Origin of the sequence: Novosphingobium sp. KN65.2, assembly GCF_001368935.1 — a bacterium.
GTDB classification, from domain to species: Bacteria; Pseudomonadota; Alphaproteobacteria; order Sphingomonadales; family Sphingomonadaceae; genus Novosphingobium; species Novosphingobium mathurense.
Map to the genome: position 1 here is coordinate 1 of NZ_CCBH010000190.1, position 22,497 is coordinate 22,497.

A 22,497-nucleotide genomic window follows, 5' to 3' on the forward strand; every position below is an offset into this window, starting at 1 on the left:
ACCCACCCGCAGCTGCTGCCCTTCACCGGCGATTCCAATGCCGCCTACTGGACCTGGGGCGACAATGTGAATGTCAACCTTACCCCCTTCGGCGTGATGAGCCCGCACATCAAGGAAGGTAAGGGCGAGCAGTGGATCGTCGACCAGTTCATCAAGTACAACGGACGCTCGGCCGACAACTACGAGGAAGGCGCCGCCGAAAACCCGATGGCGATCACGGTGCCGGAAGGGATGACGGCGCGCGCGGCGCTGGGTGCGGCGATGCGCAAGGCCTATACCGAGCAGACCGGCTACGACCATAACGATGCGACCGACGCCGAGCTACTCGATGCGCTGGTCTACAACGTCTTCCCGAACTTCGCGCCCTGGGGCGGTTACATGCCGAATATCGTCTACAATTGGCGACCCGGCAAGACGCCCGACACCTGCATCATGGAAGTGCGCATCCTCTCGCGCATTCCCAAGGGCCAGCCGATGCCGCATGGCGCGCCGCTGAAGTTCCTAACGCTCGACCAGAAATGGACCGAAGCGCCGGAGCTGGGCATCCTTGGCGACGTGTTCGAGCAGGATATGGACAACCTGCCCTTCGTTCAGGACGGCCTTCACGCCTCCAAGAACGGCGAAGTCCAGCTGGGCAATTACCAGGAAATCCGCATTCGCCAGTTCCAGGACACGATGATGAAGTACATCAGCGGCGAACTGGGTGGCAGCAAGGAGAATGCGGCATGAGCGGCGAAGGCGCGTATGGCGGGCAAGGCGCGCATGTCGACCAGCATCCGCCCCGGATAGACTGCGTCTTCATCTGCGGCGGCGTCTGGCACGACATGGACTTCGCCCGGCTCGAACTGCTCAAGCTGCTGGCCGAGGACCAGAGCGTGCGTACCCGCGTGTTCGAGGATTATGAAAACCTCGATGCGATCCGCAAGGCCGACATCATCATCACGTACACCTGCGACGTCACGCCTTCGCTGGCAGCGCAGGAAGTCCTGCGCGACTGGCTGGCCGCCGGCGGTCGCTGGTACGCGCTGCACGGTACCAATTCGGTGCTGCGCCTGCTGGAAAACGGACTGTGGGATGCGCCGCGCTGGGCACCTCTGATGATGGACATGCTGGGTAGCCAGTTCGTCTCCCATCCGCCGATCGCCCCCTACAAGGTAACGGTTGCCGATCCTTCGCACCCGTTGGTCGAAGGCATCGAACCGTTCGAGACGACGGACGAGCTTTACCACCTCGAAAAGCACGGCGAACTGCACGTGCTGCTGGAAACCGAATGCTCCGAGGAGGGTACCGGCTTCGTCGAGGCGGCCGATGCGCCGGGCGTCCATCCGGTCATGTATATCAAGCGCCATGGCAAGGGCGCGGTTCTCTACAATACCCTGGGCCACTGCCGCGGGCATTACGACCTGCAGCCGATGCTCGACTGGTGGCCGACGGTGGATCGCTGCGCCTGGGAACTGCCGGTGTTCTACGACCTGCTGCGCCGCGGCATTGCCTGGATCAAGGATCGCGAGAAGGCCTGACATCCTCCACGGGCCTTCCCGCAAAAGGAAAGGGGCGGATCGGGAAGACCGGTCCGCCCCTTTTTGAGTTGGCAGGAATAGATGGGATCAGTGCACCAGTCCCGCGAAACGGTCGAGCGCGGACTGGGCCGGCTCCGGCCAGCGCGAGAGAACCAGCAGGCGTTTGTGCCCGCCGCCCACCGCGAGTTCGTCGGTTACACCCATGCCGCCGTGGAACTGGATCATTTCGTGTCCCAGCGTCACCGAGGCATCGGCGATGAAGGCGCGGGCGCCCTGAACGTTCCGCGCGAAATCTTCGGTGCCCCACGATACGAGAGCCAGGTTGAGCAGGGCCCGGCTGCGCTCGATCGCGGCATATTGCGCGACCATGCGGTGCTGGATGGCCTGGAACGAGCCGAGCGGTACGCCGAACTGGTCGCGGGTGCGCAGGTATTCGATCGTTTCCTCGAAAATGCGCGCCATGATGCCGAGCGCTTCGGCGCTGCGGGCGAGCGCGGCCACCTGCTCGGCTTCGGCCAGGGCATCGAGCCCGCCTTCAAGCCTGGTTGCAGCCGCGTCATCGAGCGTGATGTCGGCCGCCACGCTGCCGTCGGCAAGCGGCCAGTCCCGTTTCTTGAGACCTGCTGCGTCGGCAGGAACGAAGAACAGTTCGGCGCCGTCTTTGTCTCCGGGAGCGCCTGCTACGCGTGCGGAGACGATAAAGCCGTCCGCGCCGCCACCGGCGATGCAATAGGGCTTCGATCCGGTGAGGCGGTAGTTGTCGCCATCGGCCCTGGCGCTGGTCTCGACCCAGGTCAGGCCATCACGCGTGCCCGCTTCGGCATGGGCGAGGGCGAGGCGGCGCGCGCCGGTCAGAAGATCCTCGATCCATTCGGCCTTGAGATCCTCTGGCGCGGTGAGCGCGAATAGGCGTCCGGCCAGCACCACGTTCTCCGCCAGGGGCTCGACAACGAGGCCGCGACCCAACGCTTCGAAGACTGTGGCAATGCCTGTGCCGTCGAGGCCGAGGCCGCCCAGTTCTTCGGGAAAAGGTGCGGCGATCAGGCCGAGTTCGCCCAGAAGTTCCCAGTTTTTGCGCGAGAAACCATTGGGTTCGCCCAGAAAGGCGCGGCGGCTGTCATGGTCGTAATGGTCGACGACGAAACGCTCGGTCAGCGCCTTCAGCATTTCTTCGTCTTCGTTCAGTTCGAAATTCACTTTCCACTCCCGTCTGTAATTCGGCTTTACCACCATCGACGGGTGGTCCTCCGCTGCGCAAAAGGTTAGGCCTTGGGCGCGGAAATTCGGCCTTCGGGCGATTGTGCCGGCGGGAACGGCGGGGTATGACGGGCTCGCGAGAGAGGAATTCATGAATTTGTTGTCACAGGAAAATATCGATGCCGTCCGGGTCACGGCTCCGGAAAGCATCAGACCCGCAGCCGAGGCATTGCATCGCATTGCCATGGAGTGCGGGTTTCGAGCTGCTCCCGCGCACGATATCGCGGACAAGCGGACCCCGGTGGATGCGGAAGGCAATATTCTCGCGACGGAAGTTTTCGGCTGGAGCGACGACGAAAGGGTCTGGTGGCGCAATTCCCGCATTGCGCTGGATTCTCCGCTGACGTCCGCGTGCCGGTTCGAAAGCCAGCCGTTCTGGGCGAATGCCGAGGGTTTCCGGACCTTCGAGCCAAATGCCTATCTGGATTCGATCAACATCGCCAACTTCGAGCAGCGCGCCCTGACCGAGTCCGCGATCTGCGTTCCCGTGCATCTGCCTTTCGGCCAGATCGGTGCTGTCAGCTTCAACCCGCTGGACAAGAGCAAGATCGACCTGTCCGAAGAGTTCAGGCTCTACTCGGATGCATTGGGGCTCTACGCGCGCACGTTCATCTCCACTTACGTCCAGATCATGGGTTCGGTCCAGGCGCTGCCGCCGGAATCGCGGCTTTCCAAGCGCGAAGTCGAATGCCTGCGCTGGGCCGCGATCGGCAAGACCGACCTCGAGATCAGCATGATCATGTCGCGCAGCCGCGCCACCGTGCGCTTTCACATCCACAATGCCGCGACCAAGCTCAACGCCGTGAACCGCAGCCAGACTGTCTTCAAGGCGGCCCAGCTCGGCTACATCTCGCTTCAGACCTGACCGTGCAGCCATGAGGACAGGGGCATCAGCCCCTGTCCTCCAGCATGAGCTTTGCCCCGCGCAGGCCAAGGGCCATCGCAGGGGCATTGGTATTGCCGGTGACATGCCAGGGGATCACGGAGCAATCCGCGACGCGCAGCCCCTGAACGCCGTTCACGCGCAGGCGCGGATCGACGACCGCCTGCGGATCCCCGCCCATGCGGCATGAGCGGATCGCGTGCAGCCCGCAGGTGGACAGTCGCCGGAAAGCGGTCAGCAGGTCCTCGTCGCTTTCCACCTGAGGGCCCGGGATCAGCTCGGGCCCCACCATGTCACCCAACGGCGGCGAGGCGATGAACCGGCGCATGGCTCTCACCAGCGCTATGGCGGACTTGCGGTCATGCTCGGTGGAAAGGAAATTGTGCAGGATCTCCGGCGCGTCCGAGGGAGACGGACCGGTGGCGCGCACCGAGCTTTCGCTGGTGAGGCGCAGGAGCTGGCCGTAGATCGTGACGCCCGGCTTGGGGTCGATCTTGTCGAGCGGGACCGGATCGTTGTCATCGCCGATCTTGAACGTGTAGCCGCCCAGATAGAACTGGGCATCGGTCCGTCCATCGGGATGCGCGACATTGAGGAAAGCCCCCACTTCGAAGGGCCCGGTGGCGAGGATGCCGTCGTGCCGGACGAGATAGCGCAGCATCGCCAGCGCTGCGCCGATGCCGAAGAAGCTCTTGTTGGTGCCGCGTCCTTTTTCGAGGCGATAGGGAATCGAGATCGAGAGGTGCTCGATCATTCGTTCGCCGACATCGGGCGAATGGGCGACGACCGGGATGCCGGCGGCCGCCAGCCGGTCGGCATCGCCGACGCCGGAGCGCTGCAGCAGGAGCGGGCTTTCCATCGCGCCGCAGGAGACGACGATCTCACCGGCGCATTCGAACCGGCGCGGCTGTCCCTTGACCGTTGCCTCCACGGCGACGGCTCGGGTGCCATCGAAGACGATCCGGTCGGCCACGGCGCCGGTCATCACCGTGACGTTCGGGCGCTTCCTTGCGACGGCAAGGTAAGTGCGTGCAGCGGACTCGCGCTTGCCCTTGCGGATGTTGTGGCTGAACAGCCCCACGCGTGGACCGGTAGTGCCATTGAGATCGTCGACGTGCCTGAGGCCCATTGCCTCGCCCGCCTCGATCATGCGGTCGGCGAGCGGGTAGGAATAACAGGCGGGATCGACATGGACGAGGCCGCCCGAGCCGCGCGTGGCCGATGGCCCGGCAGCATGGTCTTCGAGTTCGAGGAACGCTTCGGTCATCGACCGGCCGTTCCACCCGGTCGCTCCGGCTTCGCTTTCCCAGGCGTCGTAGTCGGCCGGCTCGCCGCGGCTCCAGATCATTCCGTTGATCGAGGATGAACCGCCAAGGCCCTTGCCGCGAATCCAGACTTCGCCGCCGGGTCCGCCTTCCTCGCGCGGCTGGGTCACGGGGTAGGCCCACATGTGCTCGCTTTTCTGCACCAGCTTTGCGACGCCCTTGGGCAGGGTAACCCAGAAGTTGTCGTTCTCGCCGCCGGCTTCCAGCACGAGCACGCGCGAACGCCCGTCGGCACTCAGGCGCTCGGCCATGACGCAACCCGCAGAGCCTGCGCCGACGATGATGTAGTCCCAAGTTTCGGTCATGTCCGTCTCCCTGCATCTAGGGATGCACGAACTAGCGTAATGACTACCCTAGCGTTTTGGTGAGTCGGAAAGCCGCGTCGCGAAGGCTTAAACCAACACCATGACCGGACTCATATACCGGGGTGGGAGTACGATGCGCGCTATTGCCGAAGGCCTTTTCACGGACGAAACTTCTCCACGGCTGGTGGGGGGACGCGACCTTGCGACGGGACGCATCGTCTTTCCGTGCCCCGAAAGCGAGGGCTACGAGCCTGTGCCCCTGAGCCGGGACGGAACCCTGTGGTCCTATACGGTGCAGCGCTTTCGCCCCAAGACGCCGCCCTATGCCGGTCCCGAGGCGTTCAGCCCCTGGATCGTCGCCTATGTCGAGCTGCCGGGTGAGACGATCGTCGAGGCGCGGCTTGTCGATGTCGATTTCGACGACGTGACGATCGGCATGCCGCTGCGGCTGGCGCCGACGCCGCTCGATCCCGGTGCGGCCGAACCGGTCATGATCCCGGCCTTTGCACCAGCAGGAGGGGCAGCATGAGCGACGTTTGCATCGTCGGCATCGGCATTCACAAGTTCGGCCGTACCGACGGCGTTTCGGGCGTCGACCAGGGCGTCTACGCCGTTCGGCAGGCACTGGCCGATGCCGGCGTCGACTGGCCGCAGGTCCAGTTCGCTTACGGTAGCTCGGATGCCGCCGGCAATCCCGACACCATGGTCGATCGCCTCGGCCTGACCGGGGTCCAGTTCATCAATGTGCGCAACGGTTGCGCGGCCGGTGGTTCGGCGCTGTTCTCGGCGCAGATGGCGATCAAGTCGGGTGAGTTCGACCTTGGCCTTGCCGTCGGTTTCGACAAGCACCCGCGCGGCGCCTTCAACGCCTTGCCCAGCGAGTACAACCTGCCGGACTGGTACGGCGAAGTCGGGCAGATGGTTACCACGCAGTTCTTTGCGGCGAAGATCATGCGCTATATGCACATGTTCGGCATTTCGCAGGAAACGCTGGGCCGGGTGGCCGAGAAGGCGTTTCGCAATGCCGTCAACGCACCGCATGCATGGCGTCGCCAGCCGGTGTCGCTCGCAGAAATCCTCGAAGCGCCGCTCGTGAGCGATCCCTACACCAAGTACATGTTCTGCTCGCCCGCCGAAGGGGGCGTGGCGCTGCTGCTCGCGAGCGAGAAGAAAGCGCGCGAACTGGGCAAGCCGTTGGTTCGCCTCAAGGCAGCGACCATGCGCACGCGTCCGGCACACTCGTTCGAGGTCTTCGCACCTTCGCTCGACGTGGTCGGGAACGACAGCGTGCCGCGCGGCACCGCTTCGCGAATCGCATCGGCGGATGCCTTCAGGCTGGCCGGGATCGGCCCGCAGGACATTTCCGTGGCGCAGCTCCAGGATACCGAGGCTGGCGCCGAGATCATGCACATGGCCGAGAACGGCTTTTGCGCCGACGGCGAGCAGGAAAAGTGGCTCGCCGAAGGCCTTACCGAGATCGGCGGCAGGCTGCCGGTCAATACCGATGGCGGCTGCCTTGCCTGCGGTGAGCCGATCGGCGCCTCGGGGCTTCGTCAGGTTTATGAGAACGTCGTCCAACTGCGTGGCGACGGCGCAGGGCGGCAGGTCCCGGGCAATCCCAAGACGGCCTACAGCCACGTCTACGGTGCGCCCGGTGTTTCGGCCGTGACAATTCTGGAACGTTAAATGGATATCGAACTTTCGCCCGAAGATGCTGCATTCCGCGACGAGGTCCGCGCATTTCTGCGCGATAACCTGCCTGACGTTGTAAAGGACGGGGCGGCGGGAACGCCATCGGTCTTCGTGGAACCGGAGATCGGGCAGGCCTGGAACGCGATCCTGCACAAGCAGGGTTGGCTGGGCTACCAGTGGCCCAAGGAACATGGCGGCACTGGTTGGACGCCGCTGCAGCGCTATCTCTTCGAGAAGGAATGCGCTCTCGCAGGTGCGCCCAATCTCACCGTGCTCGGCCTCAAGCTGCTGGCTCCGGTGGTCTGGACTTTCGGTAACGAGGAACAGAAGGCCTATTACCTTCCGCGCGTCCTTTCGGGCGAGGATTACTGGTGCCAGGGCTTCTCCGAGCCCGGTTCGGGGTCCGACCTGGCCAGCCTCAAGACCCGCGCGGTGCGCGACGGCGACAGCTACATCGTCAACGGATCGAAGATCTGGACGACCCATGCCCACCACGCGAACCGCATGTTCACGCTGGTGCGCACGAATACCGAAGTGAAGAAGCAGGCGGGCATCTCCTTCCTGCTCATCGATCTCGATACGCCCGGCGTCTCCGTGCGCCCCATCCTTACGGTTGCCGGGGATCATGAAGTCAACCAGGTCTTCCTCGAGGATGTTGTCGTCCCGGCAAGGAACCTTGTCGGCGAGGAAGGGCAGGGCTGGACGATCGCCAAATTCCTGCTCGAGAACGAGCGCGGCGGATCGTGCCATGCGCCCAAGCTCGGTTACGATCTCGACCAGATCGAACGGGCTTCGCGCGAGGAAAGCGACGGTCGCGGCGGCAAGCTGTTTGACCAGGTCGACTGGCGCCGCCGCCTTGCCCAGGCGCGCCTCGGCGTCGAGGCGCTGGAGATGATCGAGCTGAAGATCATCTCGGAAATCGCCAAGGGCAAGAAGCCCGGTCCGCAGACTTCGCTGACCAAGATGCTTGCCTCGAACCTGCGGCAGGAAATCGACCTGCTGGCGGTCGACCTCTACGGCCCGGCGGGTCTGCAGCTCGACATGGCGCGGCCGCTCTACGGCAACGAGGCCCCGATCGCGCTTCATTCGAAGGAAGCCCAGCTCGCCTCGCCGCGCTATCTCAACAGCCGCGCCTGGACGATCTTCGGCGGCACCAACGAAGTTCAAAGCACCATCATCGCCAAATCGGTGCTGGGCCTGTGAAAGATCACGGGGCCGAACACCGCGATTCGAACCAAGAGAGGAAGCCCACATGCAGCTGAACCGCGAGGCGTTGACCCACGCCTATCGGCAAATGAAGCTGATCCGCGAATTCGAGGAACGTCTCCATGAGGAGATCCAGACCGGTGAGATCGCCGGTTTCACGCACCTCTATTGCGGTCAGGAAGCCGTTGCCGTGGGCGTTTGCGAGCATCTGACTGCCGCTGACAAGATCGTTTCGACCCACCGCGGCCATGGCCACTGCCTTGCCAAGGGTTGCGACGTCGACGGGATGATGAAGGAAATCTGGGGCAGCCAGGAAGGCCTTTGCAACGGCAAGGGCGGTTCGATGCACATTGCCGACATAGACAAGGGTATGCTCGGCGCAAACGGCATCGTCGGCGGCGGTGCGCCGATCGCGGTGGGCGCGGCGCTTTCCAACAAGATCGACGGGCCGGACGAGGACGGCAAGCTGGCCGTCGCCATCACCTTCTCGGGTGACGGTGCCTGCAACCAGGGCACCACGTTCGAGGCGATGAACCTGGCTGTCGTCACCAAGGCTCCGGCGATCTTCGTCTTCGAGAACAACCACTATTCCGAGCACACCGGTGTCGACTATGCGGTGGGCACGAACAACGACATCGCCAGTCGCGCCGAAGCCTTCGGCATGAAGGTCTGGCGCGGTGACGGCACCGATTTCTTCTCGGTCCACGACACCATGCGTGAAGTTCTCGACTACGTGCGTACGCCCGGCAACGGCCCGGCCGCGGTCGAGTTCGATACCGAGCGCTTCTTCGGCCACTTCGAAGGCGATCCGCAGCGTTATCGCGGTGAGGGCGAACTCGATCGCCTGCGCGAGACGCGCGACTGCCTCAAGAAGTTCCGCGCCAGCGTGACCGGCGCCAAGCTGCTCACCGACGAGGACATCGACAAACTCGATGCCGAGGCGCTCGAAGCCATCGAGAACGCGGTCCAGGCCTCGCGCAATGCGGCGCGGCCCAAGCCCGAAAACGTCCTCGACAACGTCTACATCAGCTACTGAACGGCGGGAGCGAAACCATGGCAAAAATGATGTATCGCGACGCCATTCGCAACACGATCTTCCAGGAAATGCAGCGTGACGAGCGCGTCGTCGTCCTTGGCGAAGACGTCGTGGGCGGCATGGGAACGGCCGGGGGGCCCGAGGCCATCGGCGGCATCTGGTCGACCTCGACCGGTCTTTACGACGCCTTTGGCCCCGACCGTGTGATCGACACACCGATTTCGGAAAGCGCGATCATGGGCGCTGCGGGCGGTCTTGCGCTTGCCGGCAAGCGCCCGGTGGCGGAAATCATGTTCGCCGACTTCATCGGCGTTTGCATGGACCAGCTCTGGAACCAGATCGCCAAGTTCCGCTACATGTTCGGCGGCAAGTCGGTTTGCCCGGCGGTGATCCGCATGCCGTGCGGCGCGGGCTACAACGCTGCGGCCCAGCACAGCCAGATGATCAGCCAGTTCGTTACCAACATGCCGGGCATCAAGGTGGTCATGCCGGCCACCCCGGCCGATGCCTGCGGCCTGCTGCGCCAGGCGATCCGCGATGACGACCCGGTCGTCTTCCTCGAGCACAAGTTCCTGTACGGCCTGTCCGGCGAAGTGCCGGACGATCCGGACTACGTCGTGCCCTTCGGTCACGCGCGCCTTGCCCGTGCCGGCGAGGACGTGACGATTGTCGCTTCGGGCATGATGGTGGGCTATGCCGAGACGGCGGCCGACGATCTGGCCCAGGACGGCATCGGCTGCGATGTCGTCGACCTGCGCACGACATCGCCGCTCGACGAGGAAGCGATCCTCGATTCCGTCGAAGTGACCGGCCGTCTCGTCATCGTCGACGAAGCGCCGCCGCGCTGCTCGCTGGCGACCGACATTTCCGCGCTTGTTGCGCAGAAGGCGTTCGCCAGCCTGAAGGCTCCGATCGAAATGGTTACCCCGCCGCACACGCCCGTTCCGTTCGCTCGCGAACTGGAGAGCGCTTACCTGCCGAGCCCTGCAAAGGTCGCGGCCGCTGTGCGCAAGACCCTGGAATATCGCTGAGGAGGGCGCACCCATGAGTAGAATTCGCGCCTTCACGATGCCCAAGTGGGGCATCGAAATGACCGAAGGAACCATCGCCGAGTGGATGGTGAAGGAAGGCGACAGCTTCAAGCGCGGCCAGACGCTGTGCCTGATCGAAACCGCCAAGATCACCAACGAGGTCGATGCCGAATATGACGCCACCGTGCGCCGCATCATCGTTCAGGGCGGCGGCGAGGCGGAGCCTGTCGGGGCGCTGCTGGCCGTCTTCGACGACGGCAGCAATTCCGATGCCGACATCGAAGCCTTCATCGCCGGCTTCAAGCCGGCCGAGGGCGGCGTCGCCGAAGGGGCGTCGAAGGCCAAGTCCGCTGCAAGCGAACCGGCGAAAGTCGCGCCTGTGGCGGCAGAACCGGAAAAGAAGCGGATCAAGATCGACACCAATCGCCCTATCAGCCCCGAGGCTTTGCGCCTTGCGGAGGAAGAAGGCGTCGACATTGCCGTGATCGAAGGTTCGGGCCGGGGCGGACGCATCACCCATCAGGACGTCGTCAAGGCGCTGCGCGGGACGGCTACGCCCATGCTCAAGGGGCCGGTGGCGGTTCAGGAGGACGACCTCAAGGTCTTCGCCTCGCCGCTTGCGCGCCGGATCGCTGCGCTCAACGGCATCTCGCTTTCGGGCGTGACCGGCTCGGGTGCCCGCGGACGCATCTCCAAGGCCGACGTGCTGGCGCTGGTGCCCAAGCCCTCCACCGGTGCGGCGGTGGGAACGCCCGAGTTCGTGGCCGGTGAGAACCGCCCCGAAGTCGTGCCCTTCGATCGCATCCGCAAGGTGGTCGCCCAGCGGCTCACCGCCGCCAAGCAGGAGATCCCGCATTTCTACCTGCGCATGTCGGCCCGTGCAGACAGGCTCATCGAGATGCGCAAGACGGCCAACCTCCTGCTGGGGTGCAAGGCTTCGGTCAACGACTGGATCGTCAAGGCTTCGGCCATGGCGCTGGCCCGGCATCCGGACGTCAACGTCCAGGTCCACGGCACCGAGATCTATCGCTTCCCGCATGCCGACGTCTCGATGGCAGTGGCGAGCCCCAAGGGCCTCGTCACTCCGGTCGTGCGTCAGGCGAACCTCATGCGCATCGACCAGCTCGCGGCTGAAACCCGCCGCCTGATCGACAAGGCGCAGGCGGGTCGGCTGGGCATGGAGGACATGGAAGGGGGCACTTTCTCCGTCTCCAACCTGGGCATGTTCGGGATCGAGAATTTCGATGCCATCATAAATCCGCCGCAGGGTGCGATCCTGGCCGTCGGCGCCGCTTCGCGCCAACCGGTCGAGACCGAGACGGGTGGCGTCGCATTCGAGACCCGCATTTCCTTCACGCTCTCGGTCGACCATCGGGCCATCGACGGCGCGGCGGGGGCGCAGTTCCTGCAGACGCTCAAGAGCCTCATCGAAGAGCCGGAAGGCATCTTCGCCTGAAAGGAAAGACCATGACCAGTTCGGTTACGCCGGGGCCGCTCAAGAAGCTGGGTGACGTTATCCAGCTTGCCTATTTCCCGACCGATTGGGACGAGGCGATGAAATACTGGATCGAGACCGTCGGTGTCGGGCCGTTTTTCGTGCTCAACGATGTCCGTCTGGGCGAGATGAAGTACAAGGGTGAACCTACCGATGCCGTTTTCACGATGGCGATCGGATACTGGGGCGATATCCAGATCGAACTGATCAAGACGGACAGCGATGCGCCTTCGCTCTACGCGGGGGAGTATGCGGTTCGCGATCGCCTTCACCATGTCTGCGTCTTCGTCGACGATATCCAGGAGGCGCGCAGGGCCTGCGCCGAGGCGGGGGCACAGGTCATCGTCGAAGGCAAGGTCGGCGAGGACGGTGAAGTGATCTACGTCGACCCCGGAAAGGGGCCGGGCTATATTATCGAATACCTTCAGCCCCTTTCGGGTACGGAAGGCCTGTTCCAGATGATGAAGGATGCCGCCCGGGACTGGGACGGCTCCGATCCGATCAGGGTGCTGCAGTAATGACCGAAATTTCCCGATATGCCCTCGACATGGCTGCCAAGGTGGAAGCCTTCGTGCGCGATGTCATCGTTCCTTACGAGAAGGACGCGCGCCGCGACCACCATGGCGCTCCGACCGACGAACTCGTGATGGAAATGCGCGAGAAGGCGCGGGCGGCCGGGGTGCTGACGCCCCACATCAAGGCAGACGGCTCGCACCTGACCCAGCGCGAGACGGCCGTCGTTCTGATCAAGTCCGGCCTTTCGCCGCTCGGCCCGCTGGCGTGCAACACGATGGCCCCGGACGAGGGCAACATGTACTTGATCGGCCACGTCGGTTCGCCCGAGCTGAAGGAACGCTTCCTCAAGCCTCTCGTCGACGGATCGGGCAGATCGGCCTTCTTCATGACCGAACCGGCTGAATGGGGCGGTGCGGGCTCCGATCCCTCGATGATGAAGACGACCTGCCGCAAGGATGGCAATCACTGGATCGTCAATGGCCGCAAGACCTTCATCACCGGTGCGCAGGGCGCGAAGGTCGGCATCGTCATGGCCGCCTCGGCGGAAGAGGATACCAAGGGCGGCGCCTGCATGTTCCTCGTCGATCTTCCCGATCCGGCGATCGTGATCGACGAAGTACCCAACACGATCGACACCTCGATGCCAGGCGGCCACGCGACGCTGACGATCAAGGACATGCGCATCCCGGCCGACCAGATGCTCGGCCTGCCGGGCGAAGGCTTCAAGTATGCCCAGATCCGCCTGTCGCCGGCCCGCCTGTCGCACTGCATGCGCTGGCTTGGCTGCTGCATCCGGGCCCATGAAATCGCGACCGACTATGCCTGCCGCCGCGAGGCGTTCAGCAAGACGCTGATCGACCACGAAGGCGTGGGCTTCATGCTGGCCGAGAACAAGATCCTCATCCAGCAGTGCGAACTGATGATCGACTGGTGCGCCAGCGTGTTGGACACCGGCTCGCTGGGGACGGTGGAAAGCTCGATGGCCAAGGTCTCCGTGTCCGAGGCCCTGATGAAGATCGCCGACAATTGCATTCAGGTGATGGGCGGAACCGGCGTGACCGAACGCACCATCGTCGAGCAGGTCTTCCGCGAAGTGCGCGCTTTCCGCATTTATGATGGCCCAACCGAGGTCCACAAGTGGTCGCTGGCGAAGAAGATCAAGCGCGATTGGCGCAAGGCCCAGGAGGCAGCGAAGGAAGCGGCAGGCGCATGACCGACGTCGTCGAAGCCAACACCGGAACGACCGCGGTCCGCGAAGGCTATGCCTTCGACGAAGCCTCGCTGACCAAGTGGCTGGAGGCCAATGTGGAGGGCTTCGAAGGTCCTCTGACGGTCGAACAGTTCAAGGGCGGGCAGTCGAACCCGACCTACAAGCTGGTGACGCCGTCGCGCAGTTACGTCCTGCGGCGCAAGCCGCCGGGCAAGCTGCTCAAGGGCGCCCATGCGGTGGAGCGCGAGGCCAAGGTGCTGTCGGCGCTGCACGGCGCGGGCTTCCCGGTCGCCAGGGTCTATGGCCTGTGCACCGATGACGATGTCATCGGGACATGGTTCTACGTCATGGAGATGGTCGAAGGGCGGATCTTCTGGGATGCGACCGTGCCGGGCGTCTCCAACGAGGAGCGCGCGGCGCTCTACGATGCGATGAACGCAACCATCGCGCAACTGCATTCCTTCGACCCTGAGGCAATCGGCCTTGGCGATTATGGCAAGCCGGGCAACTACTTCGCCCGCCAGGTCGGTCGCTGGTCGAAGCAGTACCGCGAGGACGAGGCCGCCGGCCGCGACGAGAACATGGACGCGGTGATCGACTGGCTCGAGGCGAACATGCCCGAGGACGACGGCGCATCGAGCGTGATCCACGGCGACTTTCGCATCGACAACATGATCTTCCATCCAACCGAGCCACGGGTTCTGGCCGTGCTGGACTGGGAACTGTCGACACTGGGCCATCCGCTGGCCGACTTCGCCTATCACGCGATGATGTACCACATGCCGCCGCATATCGTGGCCGGGCTTGCCGGTGCCGACATCGCCGCCCTGGGCATTCCCGGCGAGAAAGACTACGTCGCGGCCTATTGCCGGCGCACCGGGCGCAAGGACATGCCGGGGTACCGCTACTGCATGGCCTTCAACTTCTTCCGTCTCGCCGCGATCTTCCACGGCATCAAGGGACGGGTGATCCGCGGGACCGCGTCCAACGCGCAGGCGAAGGACCGGGCAGAGGCATTTCCCGAACTGGCGCGACTGGCGCGGCAGGCGACCCGCGGGGAACTGGGCTGACGGGGGAGGGGCGCAATTGCGCCTTACTTCGGGTTTTCTTGACTTTCGCGGGCCATCTGCCTATTCGCCGCCCTTTCCGATCCAGTAGATTCTTACGGAGTGCCCATGGCGCGCGTTACTGTCGAAGATTGCGTCGACAAGATTCCCAACCGCTTCGATCTCGTCCTGCTTGCCGCACAGCGTGCGCGTGAGATCTCGGGTGGTGCGGAGCTGACCGTCGACCGCGACCGTGACAAGAATCCGGTCGTCGCCCTGCGCGAAATCGCAGAGCAGACGGTTCGTCCTGCCGAGCTCAAGGAAACGCTCATCACCTCGATGCAGCGCGTCCTGCCCGACGACGATGACGAGATGGATGAAGTCGGCTCGCTCAGCCAGTCGGCCGAGGCCCTGCGGATCACCGCTTCGGCGCCGACCCGCAACACCTCGATCGGCGGCGATTACGACGGTTGATCGACAAAGGTTGACTGGCAACGGTTGACCGGCAAGTCTCTGCGGGGTGAGTGGAAAAAAACGTACACTGCCCCGCATCGCCGGCAGCACCAGTGCCAGATCATCCGGGAAGGCGGAGCCTTCCGGTGCGACTATCGCAATTTACAGTGTCAAGGGCGGCGTAGGTAAGACCACCTTCGCCGCCAATCTTGCGTGGTGCGCGGCAACCTTGTCCGGGCATCGCACGTTGCTGTGGGATCTCGATGCAGCAGGGGGCTCGGCCTTCCTCTTCGATCTTGAGCCCAAGGGATCGCGCCACGCCGAAGACGTATTCTCCAAGGAAGAATCGCCCGAGCGGCTGATCCAGCATACCGCCATCGACGGTATCGATATCCTGCCGGCGGACGAAAGCCTGCGCGCGCTCGATACCAAGCTGATCCAGATCGGCAAGCGCAAGCGCCTCGCCAAGCTGACGGCGCAGCTTGCGGCTGACTACGATCGGATCTTCCTCGATTGCCCTCCGGTGATGAACGAGGTGAGCGCGCAAGTGGTGCGGGCCGCAGATCTTGTCATCGTGCCGCTGCCGCCTTCACCGTTGTCCTCGCGGGCCTTCGATCTCGTGGTCCAGGAGATCGCGGGCAACACCCGCAGGCATCCACCGATCCTGCCGGTACTCTCGATGCTCGATCTTCGGCGCAACCTTCATCGGCAGGTGCTGGAGGAGCATCCCAACTGGCCGGCCATTCCCTATGCCAGTGTGGTCGAGCAGGGCGCGGTTCGCCGGCAGCCGCTGGGCGCTTTCGCCCCCCAGAGTCCCGCCGCCAGGCAGTTTGCGCTGCTGTGGAATGCGATCGAGCGCAAGCTGGCCGAACGCCGCAAATAGGCGGCAGGTCTCCAAGGCACGCAGGCCAAGCAAAAGGGGCGGTGAGCATCTCTGCGCGCCGCCCCCTCCTGCATTTTCCCGAGGGAAAACCGCGATATCGATCCGTCGGATCAGGCCCCTTGCGGTGCCGCGCCTCCGGAGTAGCGCTTGCCTGCCTTGGGGATCGAGGATCCGGTGGCGCGTGTGGGCTTGCCCTTGCCGCTGGGCTCGCTGGGCCGGTCGATCTTGCCGGTATCCATGAGTTGCTTGATCTCGTCGCCCGACAGCGTCTCGTACTCGAGCATGGCATTGGCCAGCAGGTGCAGTTCCTCGTTCTTGTCGTTGAGGATCTGCGTGGCGCGCGCATGGGCCGTATCGACCAGCAGGCGGATCTCGCTGTCGATCAGCTTGTTGGTTTCGTCCGAGGCCATCAGGCGATGCGAACCGCCCATGCCAAGGTAGCCTTCCTGCTGTTCCTCGTACTGCAGCGGGCCGAGCTTGTCCGACATGCCCCACTTGGTGACCATGTTGCGGGCCAGGCTCGTGGCGTACTGGATGTCCGACGAGGCGCCGCTGGAGACCTTGTCATGTCCGAAGATGAGTTCCTCGGCGACGCGGCCGCCCATCGCGACCGAGAGATTCGCAAGCATCTTGTCACGGTGATACGAGTAGGAATCGCGTTCCGGAAGGCGCATGACCATACCCAGCGCGCGGCCGCGCGGGATGATCGTGGCCTTGTGGATCGGGTCCGAGGCTTCCTCGTTGAGCGAGACGATCGCGTGGCCGGCCTCGTGATAGGCGGTCATCTTCTTCTCGTCGTCGGTCATGACCATGGAGCGGCGTTCAGCCCCCATCATGACCTTGTCCTTGGCGTCCTCGAACTCCTGCATGGCAACGAGTCGCTTGTTGCGACGCGCGGCGAGCAGGGCGGCCTCATTGACGAGGTTGGCGAGGTCCGCGCCCGAGAAACCCGGCGTGCCGCGGGCGATGACGCGCGGATTGACGTCGGGGGCGAGCGGCACCTTCTTCATGTGGACTTCGAGAATCTTCTCGCGGCCCTCGATGTCGGGAACCGGTACCACGACCTGGCGGTCGAAACGGCCCGGGCGCAGCAGCGCCGGGTCGAGCACGTCCGGACGGTTGGTCGCCGCGATGATGATGATGCCTTCGTTGGCTTCGAAGCCGTCCATCTCGACCAGCAGCTGGTTCAGCGTCTGCTCGCGCTCGTCGTTCGAATTGCCGAGGCCATGGCCGCGGTGACGGCCCACCGCGTCGATTTCGTCGATGAAGACGATGCACGGAGCGTTCTTCTTGGCCTGCTCGAACATGTCGCGCACACGGCTGGCGCCGACGCCCACGAACATTTCGACGAAGTCCGAACCGGAGATGGTGAAGAAGGGTACGCCCGCTTCACCCGCGATGGCGCGGGCAAGCAGGGTCTTGCCGGTGCCGGGCGAGCCGACCAGCAGCGCGCCCTTTGGTATCTGGCCACCGAGCTTGGAAAAGCGCGAAGGATCGCGCAGGAACTCGACGATTTCCTCCAGCTCCTCACGCGCTTCGTCGATGCCGGCGACGTCCGCGAAGGTGACGCGGCCCGACCGTTCGGTAAGCAGCTTGGCCTTCGATTTGCCGAAGCCCATCGCACCTGAGCCGCCGCCCTTCTGAACCTGGCGCAGCGCGAAGAAGGCGATGCCGACAATCAGCAGGAAGGGCAGGGTCTGCGCCAGGATGTAGACCAGCAGGTTGCCTTCCTCGGGCGCCTTGCCGGCATACTTGACGTCGTTGGCCTGGAGCAGCTGTGTCAGCGTGGTATCGCCGGGCACGGGCACGGTGGAGAACGTGTCGCCGTTCTTCATCTGGCCGTCGATGCGCTCTTCGCCGATCTCGACCGCCATGACGCTGCCTTCGGCAACCTTGGCACGGAAATCGGAGTAGGGAATCATCGGTCCTGCATCGCTGCGCGAGCTGAACATGGAAACAACCATGAGCAGGGCAAGGAAGATGCCACCCCAGACGAGGAGGCTCTTGACCCAGGGATTACCGTTGGGCTGGTCGTCGTTCATTGTCGGATAAACCGTCCTTTCGACCGCCAATGTAAGCGCGGATGGCTGAATCGCAAGTTAGCGAAGCCGTATCGACTGATCGAATCGACAGGTCGTTGGGGGCGATGGCTGCGCCTCGGGTGATCGCTAGGCGTTTTGGGTGGCGCGCATCTGGGACGCCGGCAGGATCATGGTCATCCGCGCACCGGCGGATTCTGGAGAAGAATTCCTGTTTTCCAGTGCCATTTGGCCATCGAGCTGCTGGCTGAGCAGACGCGAGATGCGAAGCCCGACGCTGTCCGCCCCGTCGAGATCGAAGCCCTCCGGCAGGCCGTGCCCGTTATCCTCCACCGACAGGTGAATGGCCTCGTCGTACCGGTGCGCCTTGACGAGAATCGTTCCGCTCTCCCGATCTCGCAGCCCGTGTTCGAGGGCATTGGCGACGGCCTCGGAGAGAATCAGGGCAAGGGGGACGGCGCTATTGGGCTTGAGAACGATACCGGACTCGGCCTCGATCTTGCAGGCAATGCCGGGCCTGCCGTTGGAGAGCATGAGCTGGCCCACGACTTCGCTGATGAAACGGTCGAGCGGCATCAGGTCGCCATCGGGGCGATAGAGCTGGCGTTGGATACGGCCGATCACCTGCAGACGCGAGACCGCGTCCGAAAGTGCGCTTCTGGCGGTTGGCTCATGGAGGCCGCGCAGTTGCAGGGACAGCACCGCGGCGATCATCTGCAGGTTGTTGCCCACACGGTGCTGCATCTCCTGAAACAGCAGGTCGCTGCGTTCGGCAAGGCGCCCGCGTTCTTCGGCGAGTTCGCGCACGTTTTCCCTTGCGGCGAGAAGCCTGCCGTTTGCCGCCTGCATCAGGTGGACGAGGCTGATGTCTACCGCGACGACACCGGCGTAGAACAGCAGGGCGGTTACGGTGCCGCCGTCGCCGCCGAATGACTGACGCGGCGGAATGAAGAAATACCAGGCGAACAGGCCGCAGACCAAGGCTCCCACGATGCCGGGGCGGGGGCCGAAGAGAAACGAGGAGATGATGACGGCCGGAAAGAACGTAAGGTAAGGGTAGCCTGGCGGGAAGGCGCCATCGAGTTCCCAGCGCAGAAGCAAGGCGAACATGCAGAGCGCAAGCGTTACGCCATATTGCACCATTGGCATGCCGTTCAGCAGCGGCAGGCGTTCGGTGAAGCGGCTGATCTTGCTCAAGTCATTCCCTATCGCGTTGGCACGGAAGAGCCCTGCCGATTCTGACCGCACATTGCTCTGGCGGTCTCGGCGAGGACGATTCGCCTGGAATTCCATCGCCATGCTTCATCTTGCGTCATGCCCAAAGACGTTCGAGGATCGGTCAGGTTCCCATATGAAGCTTCGATTGGGGCGCGACAGGATCAATGCGGGCTTGTTCTTGCCCGGATATTTCAGACATTTAATCTGAAGGTCCTGGTGAAGTTCGCAGCAATGGCATTTCTTCCGCGCGTGCATTGCGACGGGACGAAGGCTATGGCGCACCGTCCGAAAAGCAGCCTGAAAGCAAGGGCTTTGACGGATCTTTTCTTGCGCGAAGGAGCAGTACCGCCATGACGTCACCCGGCCGGATCCATCCCGTCTATGCGCAGATGGAACGGACCGTCTTCGACCGGATGTCGGCGCTTGCGCGTGAAACCGGGGCAATCAACCTCGGGCAGGGTTTCCCCGACGGTCCCGGCCCTGCACCGGTCATCGAGGCCGCGGTGCGCGCCTTGCGCGAGAAATCGAACCAGTATCCTCCCGGCGCCGGACTTCCCGAACTTCGTGAGGCGGTTTGCACTTACTATGCGCGGCGACAGGCACTTGAGGTTTTTCCGCAGGATGTGACCGTAACCTCCGGAGCTACCGAGGCAATTGCAGCATCGTTGCTGGCCCTCGTGAAGCCCGGCGACGAGGTCGTGCTGTTCCAGCCTGCCTACGATGCCTATGCCCCGATGGTCCTGAGGGCAGGCGGCGTGCCGGTTTCGGTGCCCCTGAAGCCGCCCCGTTTCCGCTATGAGACTTCGGCGATCGAGGAGGCGCTGACGGAGAGGACACGGCTACTGATCCTCAACGATCCGCTCAATCCGGCCGGTACGGTGGCGGGCGAGGAAGAATTGGCGGCGATCGCCCGGATCTGCGTCGACCGCGATCTCGTGGCAATCTGTGACGAGGTCTGGGAGGAGGTCCGCTTCGACGGCCGGCCTCACCGTTCGCTCATGAGCTTCGAGGGCATGGCCGAGCGCTGCGTGAAGATCGGCTCCGCTGGCAAGATCTTCGGCGTGACCGGATGGAAGATCGGGTGGATGGTCGGCAGGGGCGAAGTCGGCCACGGTCTGGCCCATGCGCACCAGTTCCTGACTTATGCCAGCGCCCCGCCGCTACAGTGGGCGGTGGCCGAGGGGCTGACCTTGCCTGTTGCGATGCTGGACGAACAGCGCGCGGCCTGGGCCGCTTCGCGCGCCAGGCTCATGGCAGGGTTGGACCGGGCCGGATTTATCGTCCTGCCCAATCGGGCGACCTGGTTCCTCTGTGTCGACCTGACCGCTTCCGGACTGCACACGGGTGATCGCGAATTCGCCGAACGCGCGATCCGCGAGGCTGGCGTGGCGACGATCCCGGTTTCTGCGCTCTATGCAGGCGAGGGGAGGCCCGAGCACATCGTGCGCTTCTGCTTTACCAAGCCGGACGCGGTTCTCGACGAAGCGGTTGCGCGGCTCGCGGCATTCCGGCTCAACCTGACCTAACGGGCCTTGGCGTCAAAGCGGCCAGATCAGCGGTATCATGATCAGCGTGGTGATCGCGACGAGCGCGGTGAGCGGGAAGCCGTACTTGTAGAAGTCGGAGAAGCGGTAACCGCCCGCGCCATAGACCAGAGTGTTGGTCTGGTACCCGATCGGCGTGAGGAAGCTCGCGGAGGCGGCGAACATCACGGCAACGGCGAAGGGTCGCGGATCGACGCCCAGCGCCTGGGCGAGGTGGATGCCGATCGGCGTCACCACGACGGCCACTGCGTTGTTGGTGACAAGTTCGGTCAGGACCAGGCTGAGCAGGTAGATCGCGGCCAGCGCGACTATCGGTCCCATCGTGCCGAGCCACGGGGTGGCGAGCTGCACGACCGTTTCGACCAATCCGGTCTTTTCTAGTGCGGTGCCGATCGAGAGCATGGCAATGATCAGGGCGATGATGCGCCAGTCGACCGACTTGAAGGCTTCGTCCGGCTCAACGCACCGGCAGCCCAGCACTATCGCGACGCCCAGCACCGCAAGGCCTGCCAACGGCATGACATTGAATGATGCGGCCACGACGATGCCGAGCATGGTGGCAACCGCGATCCAGGCCTTGTTGCGCCGGAAGCCGCGAATCGTCGGCTCGGCAATGTTGACCAGCTGCTGGTCCTCGACGAGCCTGCGCAGGTCCTCCTGCGCGCCTTCGAGGAGCAGGGTGTCGCCCACCTGCAGCGGTACGTCCTCATAGCGCTTCTGCAGGTTGGTGCCCTTGCGGTGCAGGGCGATGGGATAGACGCCGTAGCGGCGGCGCAGGCGCAGGTCGGCAAGGGTGTGGCCGATGATCCCGGCGCCGGGGGCCAGCAGCGTCTCGACCATGACCGAGTTGCGCGAGGACAACTGGACAACGTGCGGATCGGCCGACGAATCGGTGAGCGCGTGGTCGCCGCGTTCCTTGATCGTCATGAGGTCTGCGGCGGACGTGCGCACGACAAGGATGTCGCCTTCTTCCAGCTGGCAGCGATCGAAGTCGCGACGCAGTGAGACATCGTCGCGCAGGACGTCGACCAGCCGTCGCTCGGACCGCGAAAGCAGGTCGATCTCGCGCGGGTTCTGTCCGATGTAGGGCGATCCGGCCTCGACGAAGATCGAGACGATGAAGCGCTTGTTCTCGCCTTGCGTGGTCAGCCCCGCTACGGTCTGGCGGTCGGGCAGGAGGCGGTGGCTGATGGCCAGCCAGATAACGCCGGCAATGGCGACAACCGCGCCGACCGGAGCAATCTCGAAGATCGAAAAGGGCGCAAGGCCGGCCTTGCGGGCAACGCCGTCGACGAGAATGTTGGTCGAGGTACCCAGCAGCGTCACGGTGCCGCCAAGGACGGCCGCGAAGGAAATCGGCATCAGGATCTTCGACGGCGCGATGCGCAGTTCCTTGGCCAGCGCCATGCCGACCGGGATCATCATCATCACCAGCGGGGTGTTGTTGGTAAACGCCGAAAGCGTCGCAATCGTCGCAAGGAAAACCGCAATGGCCAGTGTCGGCCGCCGCTTGCCCAGCCCGGTGATCTTGCTGGCCATGAGATCGAGCGCGCCGGTGCGCACCATCGCGGACGAGACGATGAACATGCAGGCGATGGTCAGCGGTGCGGGATTGCCCATCGAATCGAGCAGGTCATCGGTCGAGAGCACGCCCAGTACGAGCAGGACGGACACGAGCACGAGCGCAACGACTTCAGGCGCGGCCGCTTCGAACGCGAAGGCCAGGAACAGCAGGAGCAGGAGCACGGCCATGATGGCCGGCGAGCCCGCATCGATTCCGAAGATCATCGTTATCCCTGTTCTACACGCCGCACCCGGGAGTGCATTCCCTAAGGCGA

The 22,497-nt window shown here is 64.0% G+C and carries 20 protein-coding genes; 15 read left to right on the forward strand and 5 right to left on the reverse strand.

Annotation, left to right across the window (positions count from 1 at the left end; genetic code table 11):
- Together SPHV1_RS19920 and SPHV1_RS19925 are read left to right on the forward strand one after the other, a co-directional pair.
- A partial coding sequence (locus SPHV1_RS19920; RefSeq protein WP_255352305.1) for an RHO alpha subunit C-terminal catalytic domain-containing protein occupies positions 1-729 on the forward strand: 729 nt, incomplete at its 5' end.
- Entirely contained in the window at positions 726-1,520 is a 795-nt protein-coding gene (locus SPHV1_RS19925) for a ThuA domain-containing protein (RefSeq protein WP_054947757.1), read from the forward strand. The genes SPHV1_RS19920 and SPHV1_RS19925, both read left to right, overlap by 4 nt.
- An 87-nt stretch (positions 1,521-1,607) precedes the next feature.
- Here SPHV1_RS19925 and SPHV1_RS19930 read toward each other — a convergent pair whose 3' ends face one another.
- Positions 1,608-2,717 (reverse strand): acyl-CoA dehydrogenase family protein, encoded by a 1,110-nt coding sequence (locus SPHV1_RS19930; protein WP_054947758.1) that lies wholly within the window; start codon positions 2,715-2,717, stop codon positions 1,608-1,610.
- Between the two features lie 151 nt (positions 2,718-2,868).
- Between SPHV1_RS19930 and SPHV1_RS19935 the strand changes: the two genes are divergently transcribed.
- Positions 2,869-3,642, forward strand: coding sequence for a helix-turn-helix transcriptional regulator (locus tag SPHV1_RS19935; protein WP_054947759.1), 774 nt, complete (start codon positions 2,869-2,871; stop codon positions 3,640-3,642).
- 25 nt (positions 3,643-3,667) lie between these two features.
- Here SPHV1_RS19935 and SPHV1_RS19940 read toward each other — a convergent pair whose 3' ends face one another.
- Entirely contained in the window at positions 3,668-5,290 is a 1,623-nt protein-coding gene (locus SPHV1_RS19940) for a GMC family oxidoreductase (RefSeq protein ID WP_054947760.1), read from the reverse strand.
- 133 nt (positions 5,291-5,423) lie between these two features.
- Between SPHV1_RS19940 and SPHV1_RS19945 the strand changes: the two genes are divergently transcribed.
- The 11 genes from SPHV1_RS19945 to SPHV1_RS19995 all read left to right on the forward strand — a co-directional run bounded on the left by SPHV1_RS19945 (position 5,424) and on the right by SPHV1_RS19995 (position 15,858).
- Positions 5,424-5,819 carry a Zn-ribbon domain-containing OB-fold protein gene (locus tag SPHV1_RS19945; RefSeq protein WP_054947761.1) on the forward strand — a complete coding sequence of 132 codons (396 nt, stop codon included), beginning with the start codon at positions 5,424-5,426 and terminating at the stop codon, positions 5,817-5,819.
- Complete coding sequence (locus tag SPHV1_RS19950; protein WP_054947762.1) at positions 5,816-6,976, forward strand: thiolase family protein; 1,161 nt, start codon at positions 5,816-5,818, stop codon at positions 6,974-6,976. The genes SPHV1_RS19945 and SPHV1_RS19950 overlap by 4 nt, the downstream gene beginning before the upstream one ends.
- On the forward strand, positions 6,977-8,185 hold the full coding sequence (locus SPHV1_RS19955; protein ID WP_054947763.1) for an acyl-CoA dehydrogenase family protein: 1,209 nt from the start codon (positions 6,977-6,979) through the stop codon (positions 8,183-8,185).
- Between the two features lie 49 nt (positions 8,186-8,234).
- On the forward strand, positions 8,235-9,224 hold the full coding sequence (locus SPHV1_RS19960) for a thiamine pyrophosphate-dependent dehydrogenase E1 component subunit alpha (RefSeq protein ID WP_013832651.1): 990 nt from the start codon (positions 8,235-8,237) through the stop codon (positions 9,222-9,224).
- 17 nt (positions 9,225-9,241) lie between these two features.
- Positions 9,242-10,255, forward strand: coding sequence for an alpha-ketoacid dehydrogenase subunit beta (locus SPHV1_RS19965; protein WP_013832652.1), 1,014 nt, complete (start codon positions 9,242-9,244; stop codon positions 10,253-10,255).
- 13 nt (positions 10,256-10,268) lie between these two features.
- Positions 10,269-11,711, forward strand: coding sequence for a 2-oxo acid dehydrogenase subunit E2 (locus SPHV1_RS19970; protein ID WP_054947764.1), 1,443 nt, complete (start codon positions 10,269-10,271; stop codon positions 11,709-11,711).
- Between the two features lie 11 nt (positions 11,712-11,722).
- Entirely contained in the window at positions 11,723-12,268 is a 546-nt protein-coding gene (locus tag SPHV1_RS19975) for a VOC family protein (protein ID WP_054947765.1), read from the forward strand.
- Entirely contained in the window at positions 12,268-13,479 is a 1,212-nt protein-coding gene (locus SPHV1_RS19980; RefSeq protein ID WP_054947766.1) for an acyl-CoA dehydrogenase family protein, read from the forward strand. Before SPHV1_RS19975 ends, SPHV1_RS19980 begins: the two co-directional genes overlap by 1 nt.
- Positions 13,476-14,546: a phosphotransferase gene (locus tag SPHV1_RS19985; protein ID WP_054947767.1), complete on the forward strand. Its 1,071-nt coding sequence runs from the start codon at positions 13,476-13,478 to the stop codon at positions 14,544-14,546. The genes SPHV1_RS19980 and SPHV1_RS19985 overlap by 4 nt, the downstream gene beginning before the upstream one ends.
- A gap of 105 nt (positions 14,547-14,651) precedes the next feature.
- Entirely contained in the window at positions 14,652-14,996 is a 345-nt protein-coding gene (gene rpoZ / locus SPHV1_RS19990) for a DNA-directed RNA polymerase subunit omega (RefSeq protein ID WP_054947768.1), read from the forward strand.
- 46 nt (positions 14,997-15,042) lie between these two features.
- Positions 15,043-15,858 (forward strand): ParA family protein, encoded by an 816-nt coding sequence (locus tag SPHV1_RS19995; protein ID WP_231634776.1) that lies wholly within the window; start codon positions 15,043-15,045, stop codon positions 15,856-15,858.
- Between the two features lie 110 nt (positions 15,859-15,968).
- Here the strand turns inward: SPHV1_RS19995 and ftsH are convergent, their stop codons facing one another.
- Together ftsH and SPHV1_RS20005 are read right to left on the reverse strand one after the other, a co-directional pair.
- Positions 15,969-17,900: an ATP-dependent zinc metalloprotease FtsH gene (ftsH, locus tag SPHV1_RS20000; protein ID WP_054947777.1), complete on the reverse strand. Its 1,932-nt coding sequence runs from the start codon at positions 17,898-17,900 to the stop codon at positions 15,969-15,971.
- Between the two features lie 126 nt (positions 17,901-18,026).
- Positions 18,027-19,094 (reverse strand): sensor histidine kinase, encoded by a 1,068-nt coding sequence (locus tag SPHV1_RS20005; RefSeq protein WP_231634777.1) that lies wholly within the window; start codon positions 19,092-19,094, stop codon positions 18,027-18,029.
- A 371-nt stretch (positions 19,095-19,465) separates the two neighbouring features.
- Between SPHV1_RS20005 and SPHV1_RS20010 the strand changes: the two genes are divergently transcribed.
- On the forward strand, positions 19,466-20,641 hold the full coding sequence (locus SPHV1_RS20010; protein WP_054947779.1) for an aminotransferase: 1,176 nt from the start codon (positions 19,466-19,468) through the stop codon (positions 20,639-20,641).
- 12 nt (positions 20,642-20,653) lie between these two features.
- On the opposite strand, the gene SPHV1_RS20015 is transcribed toward SPHV1_RS20010, so the two are convergent.
- Complete coding sequence (locus SPHV1_RS20015; RefSeq protein ID WP_054947769.1) at positions 20,654-22,447, reverse strand: SLC13 family permease; 1,794 nt, start codon at positions 22,445-22,447, stop codon at positions 20,654-20,656.
- Between the last annotated feature and the right edge of the window lie 50 nt (positions 22,448-22,497).

What these genes read in the sequence shown, in the direction of transcription:
- SPHV1_RS19925 (WP_054947757.1), top strand. Translation starts at nt 726, where the DNA reads ATGAGCGGCGAAGGCGCGTATGGCGGGCAAGGCGCGCATGTCGACCAG.
- SPHV1_RS19935 (WP_054947759.1), top strand. Translation starts at nt 2,869, where the DNA reads ATGAATTTGTTGTCACAGGAAAATATCGATGCCGTCCGGGTCACGGCT.
- SPHV1_RS19940 (WP_054947760.1), bottom strand. Translation starts at nt 5,290, where the DNA reads ATGACCGAAACTTGGGACTACATCATCGTCGGCGCAGGCTCTGCGGGT.
- SPHV1_RS19945 (WP_054947761.1), top strand. Translation starts at nt 5,424, where the DNA reads ATGCGCGCTATTGCCGAAGGCCTTTTCACGGACGAAACTTCTCCACGG.
- SPHV1_RS19950 (WP_054947762.1), top strand. Translation starts at nt 5,816, where the DNA reads ATGAGCGACGTTTGCATCGTCGGCATCGGCATTCACAAGTTCGGCCGT.
- SPHV1_RS19955 (WP_054947763.1), top strand. Translation starts at nt 6,977, where the DNA reads ATGGATATCGAACTTTCGCCCGAAGATGCTGCATTCCGCGACGAGGTC.
- SPHV1_RS19960 (WP_013832651.1), top strand. Translation starts at nt 8,235, where the DNA reads ATGCAGCTGAACCGCGAGGCGTTGACCCACGCCTATCGGCAAATGAAG.
- SPHV1_RS19965 (WP_013832652.1), top strand. Translation starts at nt 9,242, where the DNA reads ATGGCAAAAATGATGTATCGCGACGCCATTCGCAACACGATCTTCCAG.
- SPHV1_RS19970 (WP_054947764.1), top strand. Translation starts at nt 10,269, where the DNA reads ATGAGTAGAATTCGCGCCTTCACGATGCCCAAGTGGGGCATCGAAATG.
- SPHV1_RS19975 (WP_054947765.1), top strand. Translation starts at nt 11,723, where the DNA reads ATGACCAGTTCGGTTACGCCGGGGCCGCTCAAGAAGCTGGGTGACGTT.
- SPHV1_RS19980 (WP_054947766.1), top strand. Translation starts at nt 12,268, where the DNA reads ATGACCGAAATTTCCCGATATGCCCTCGACATGGCTGCCAAGGTGGAA.
- SPHV1_RS19985 (WP_054947767.1), top strand. Translation starts at nt 13,476, where the DNA reads ATGACCGACGTCGTCGAAGCCAACACCGGAACGACCGCGGTCCGCGAA.
- rpoZ (WP_054947768.1), top strand. Translation starts at nt 14,652, where the DNA reads ATGGCGCGCGTTACTGTCGAAGATTGCGTCGACAAGATTCCCAACCGC.
- ftsH (WP_054947777.1), bottom strand. Translation starts at nt 17,900, where the DNA reads ATGAACGACGACCAGCCCAACGGTAATCCCTGGGTCAAGAGCCTCCTC.
- SPHV1_RS20010 (WP_054947779.1), top strand. Translation starts at nt 19,466, where the DNA reads ATGACGTCACCCGGCCGGATCCATCCCGTCTATGCGCAGATGGAACGG.
- SPHV1_RS20015 (WP_054947769.1), bottom strand. Translation starts at nt 22,447, where the DNA reads ATGATCTTCGGAATCGATGCGGGCTCGCCGGCCATCATGGCCGTGCTC.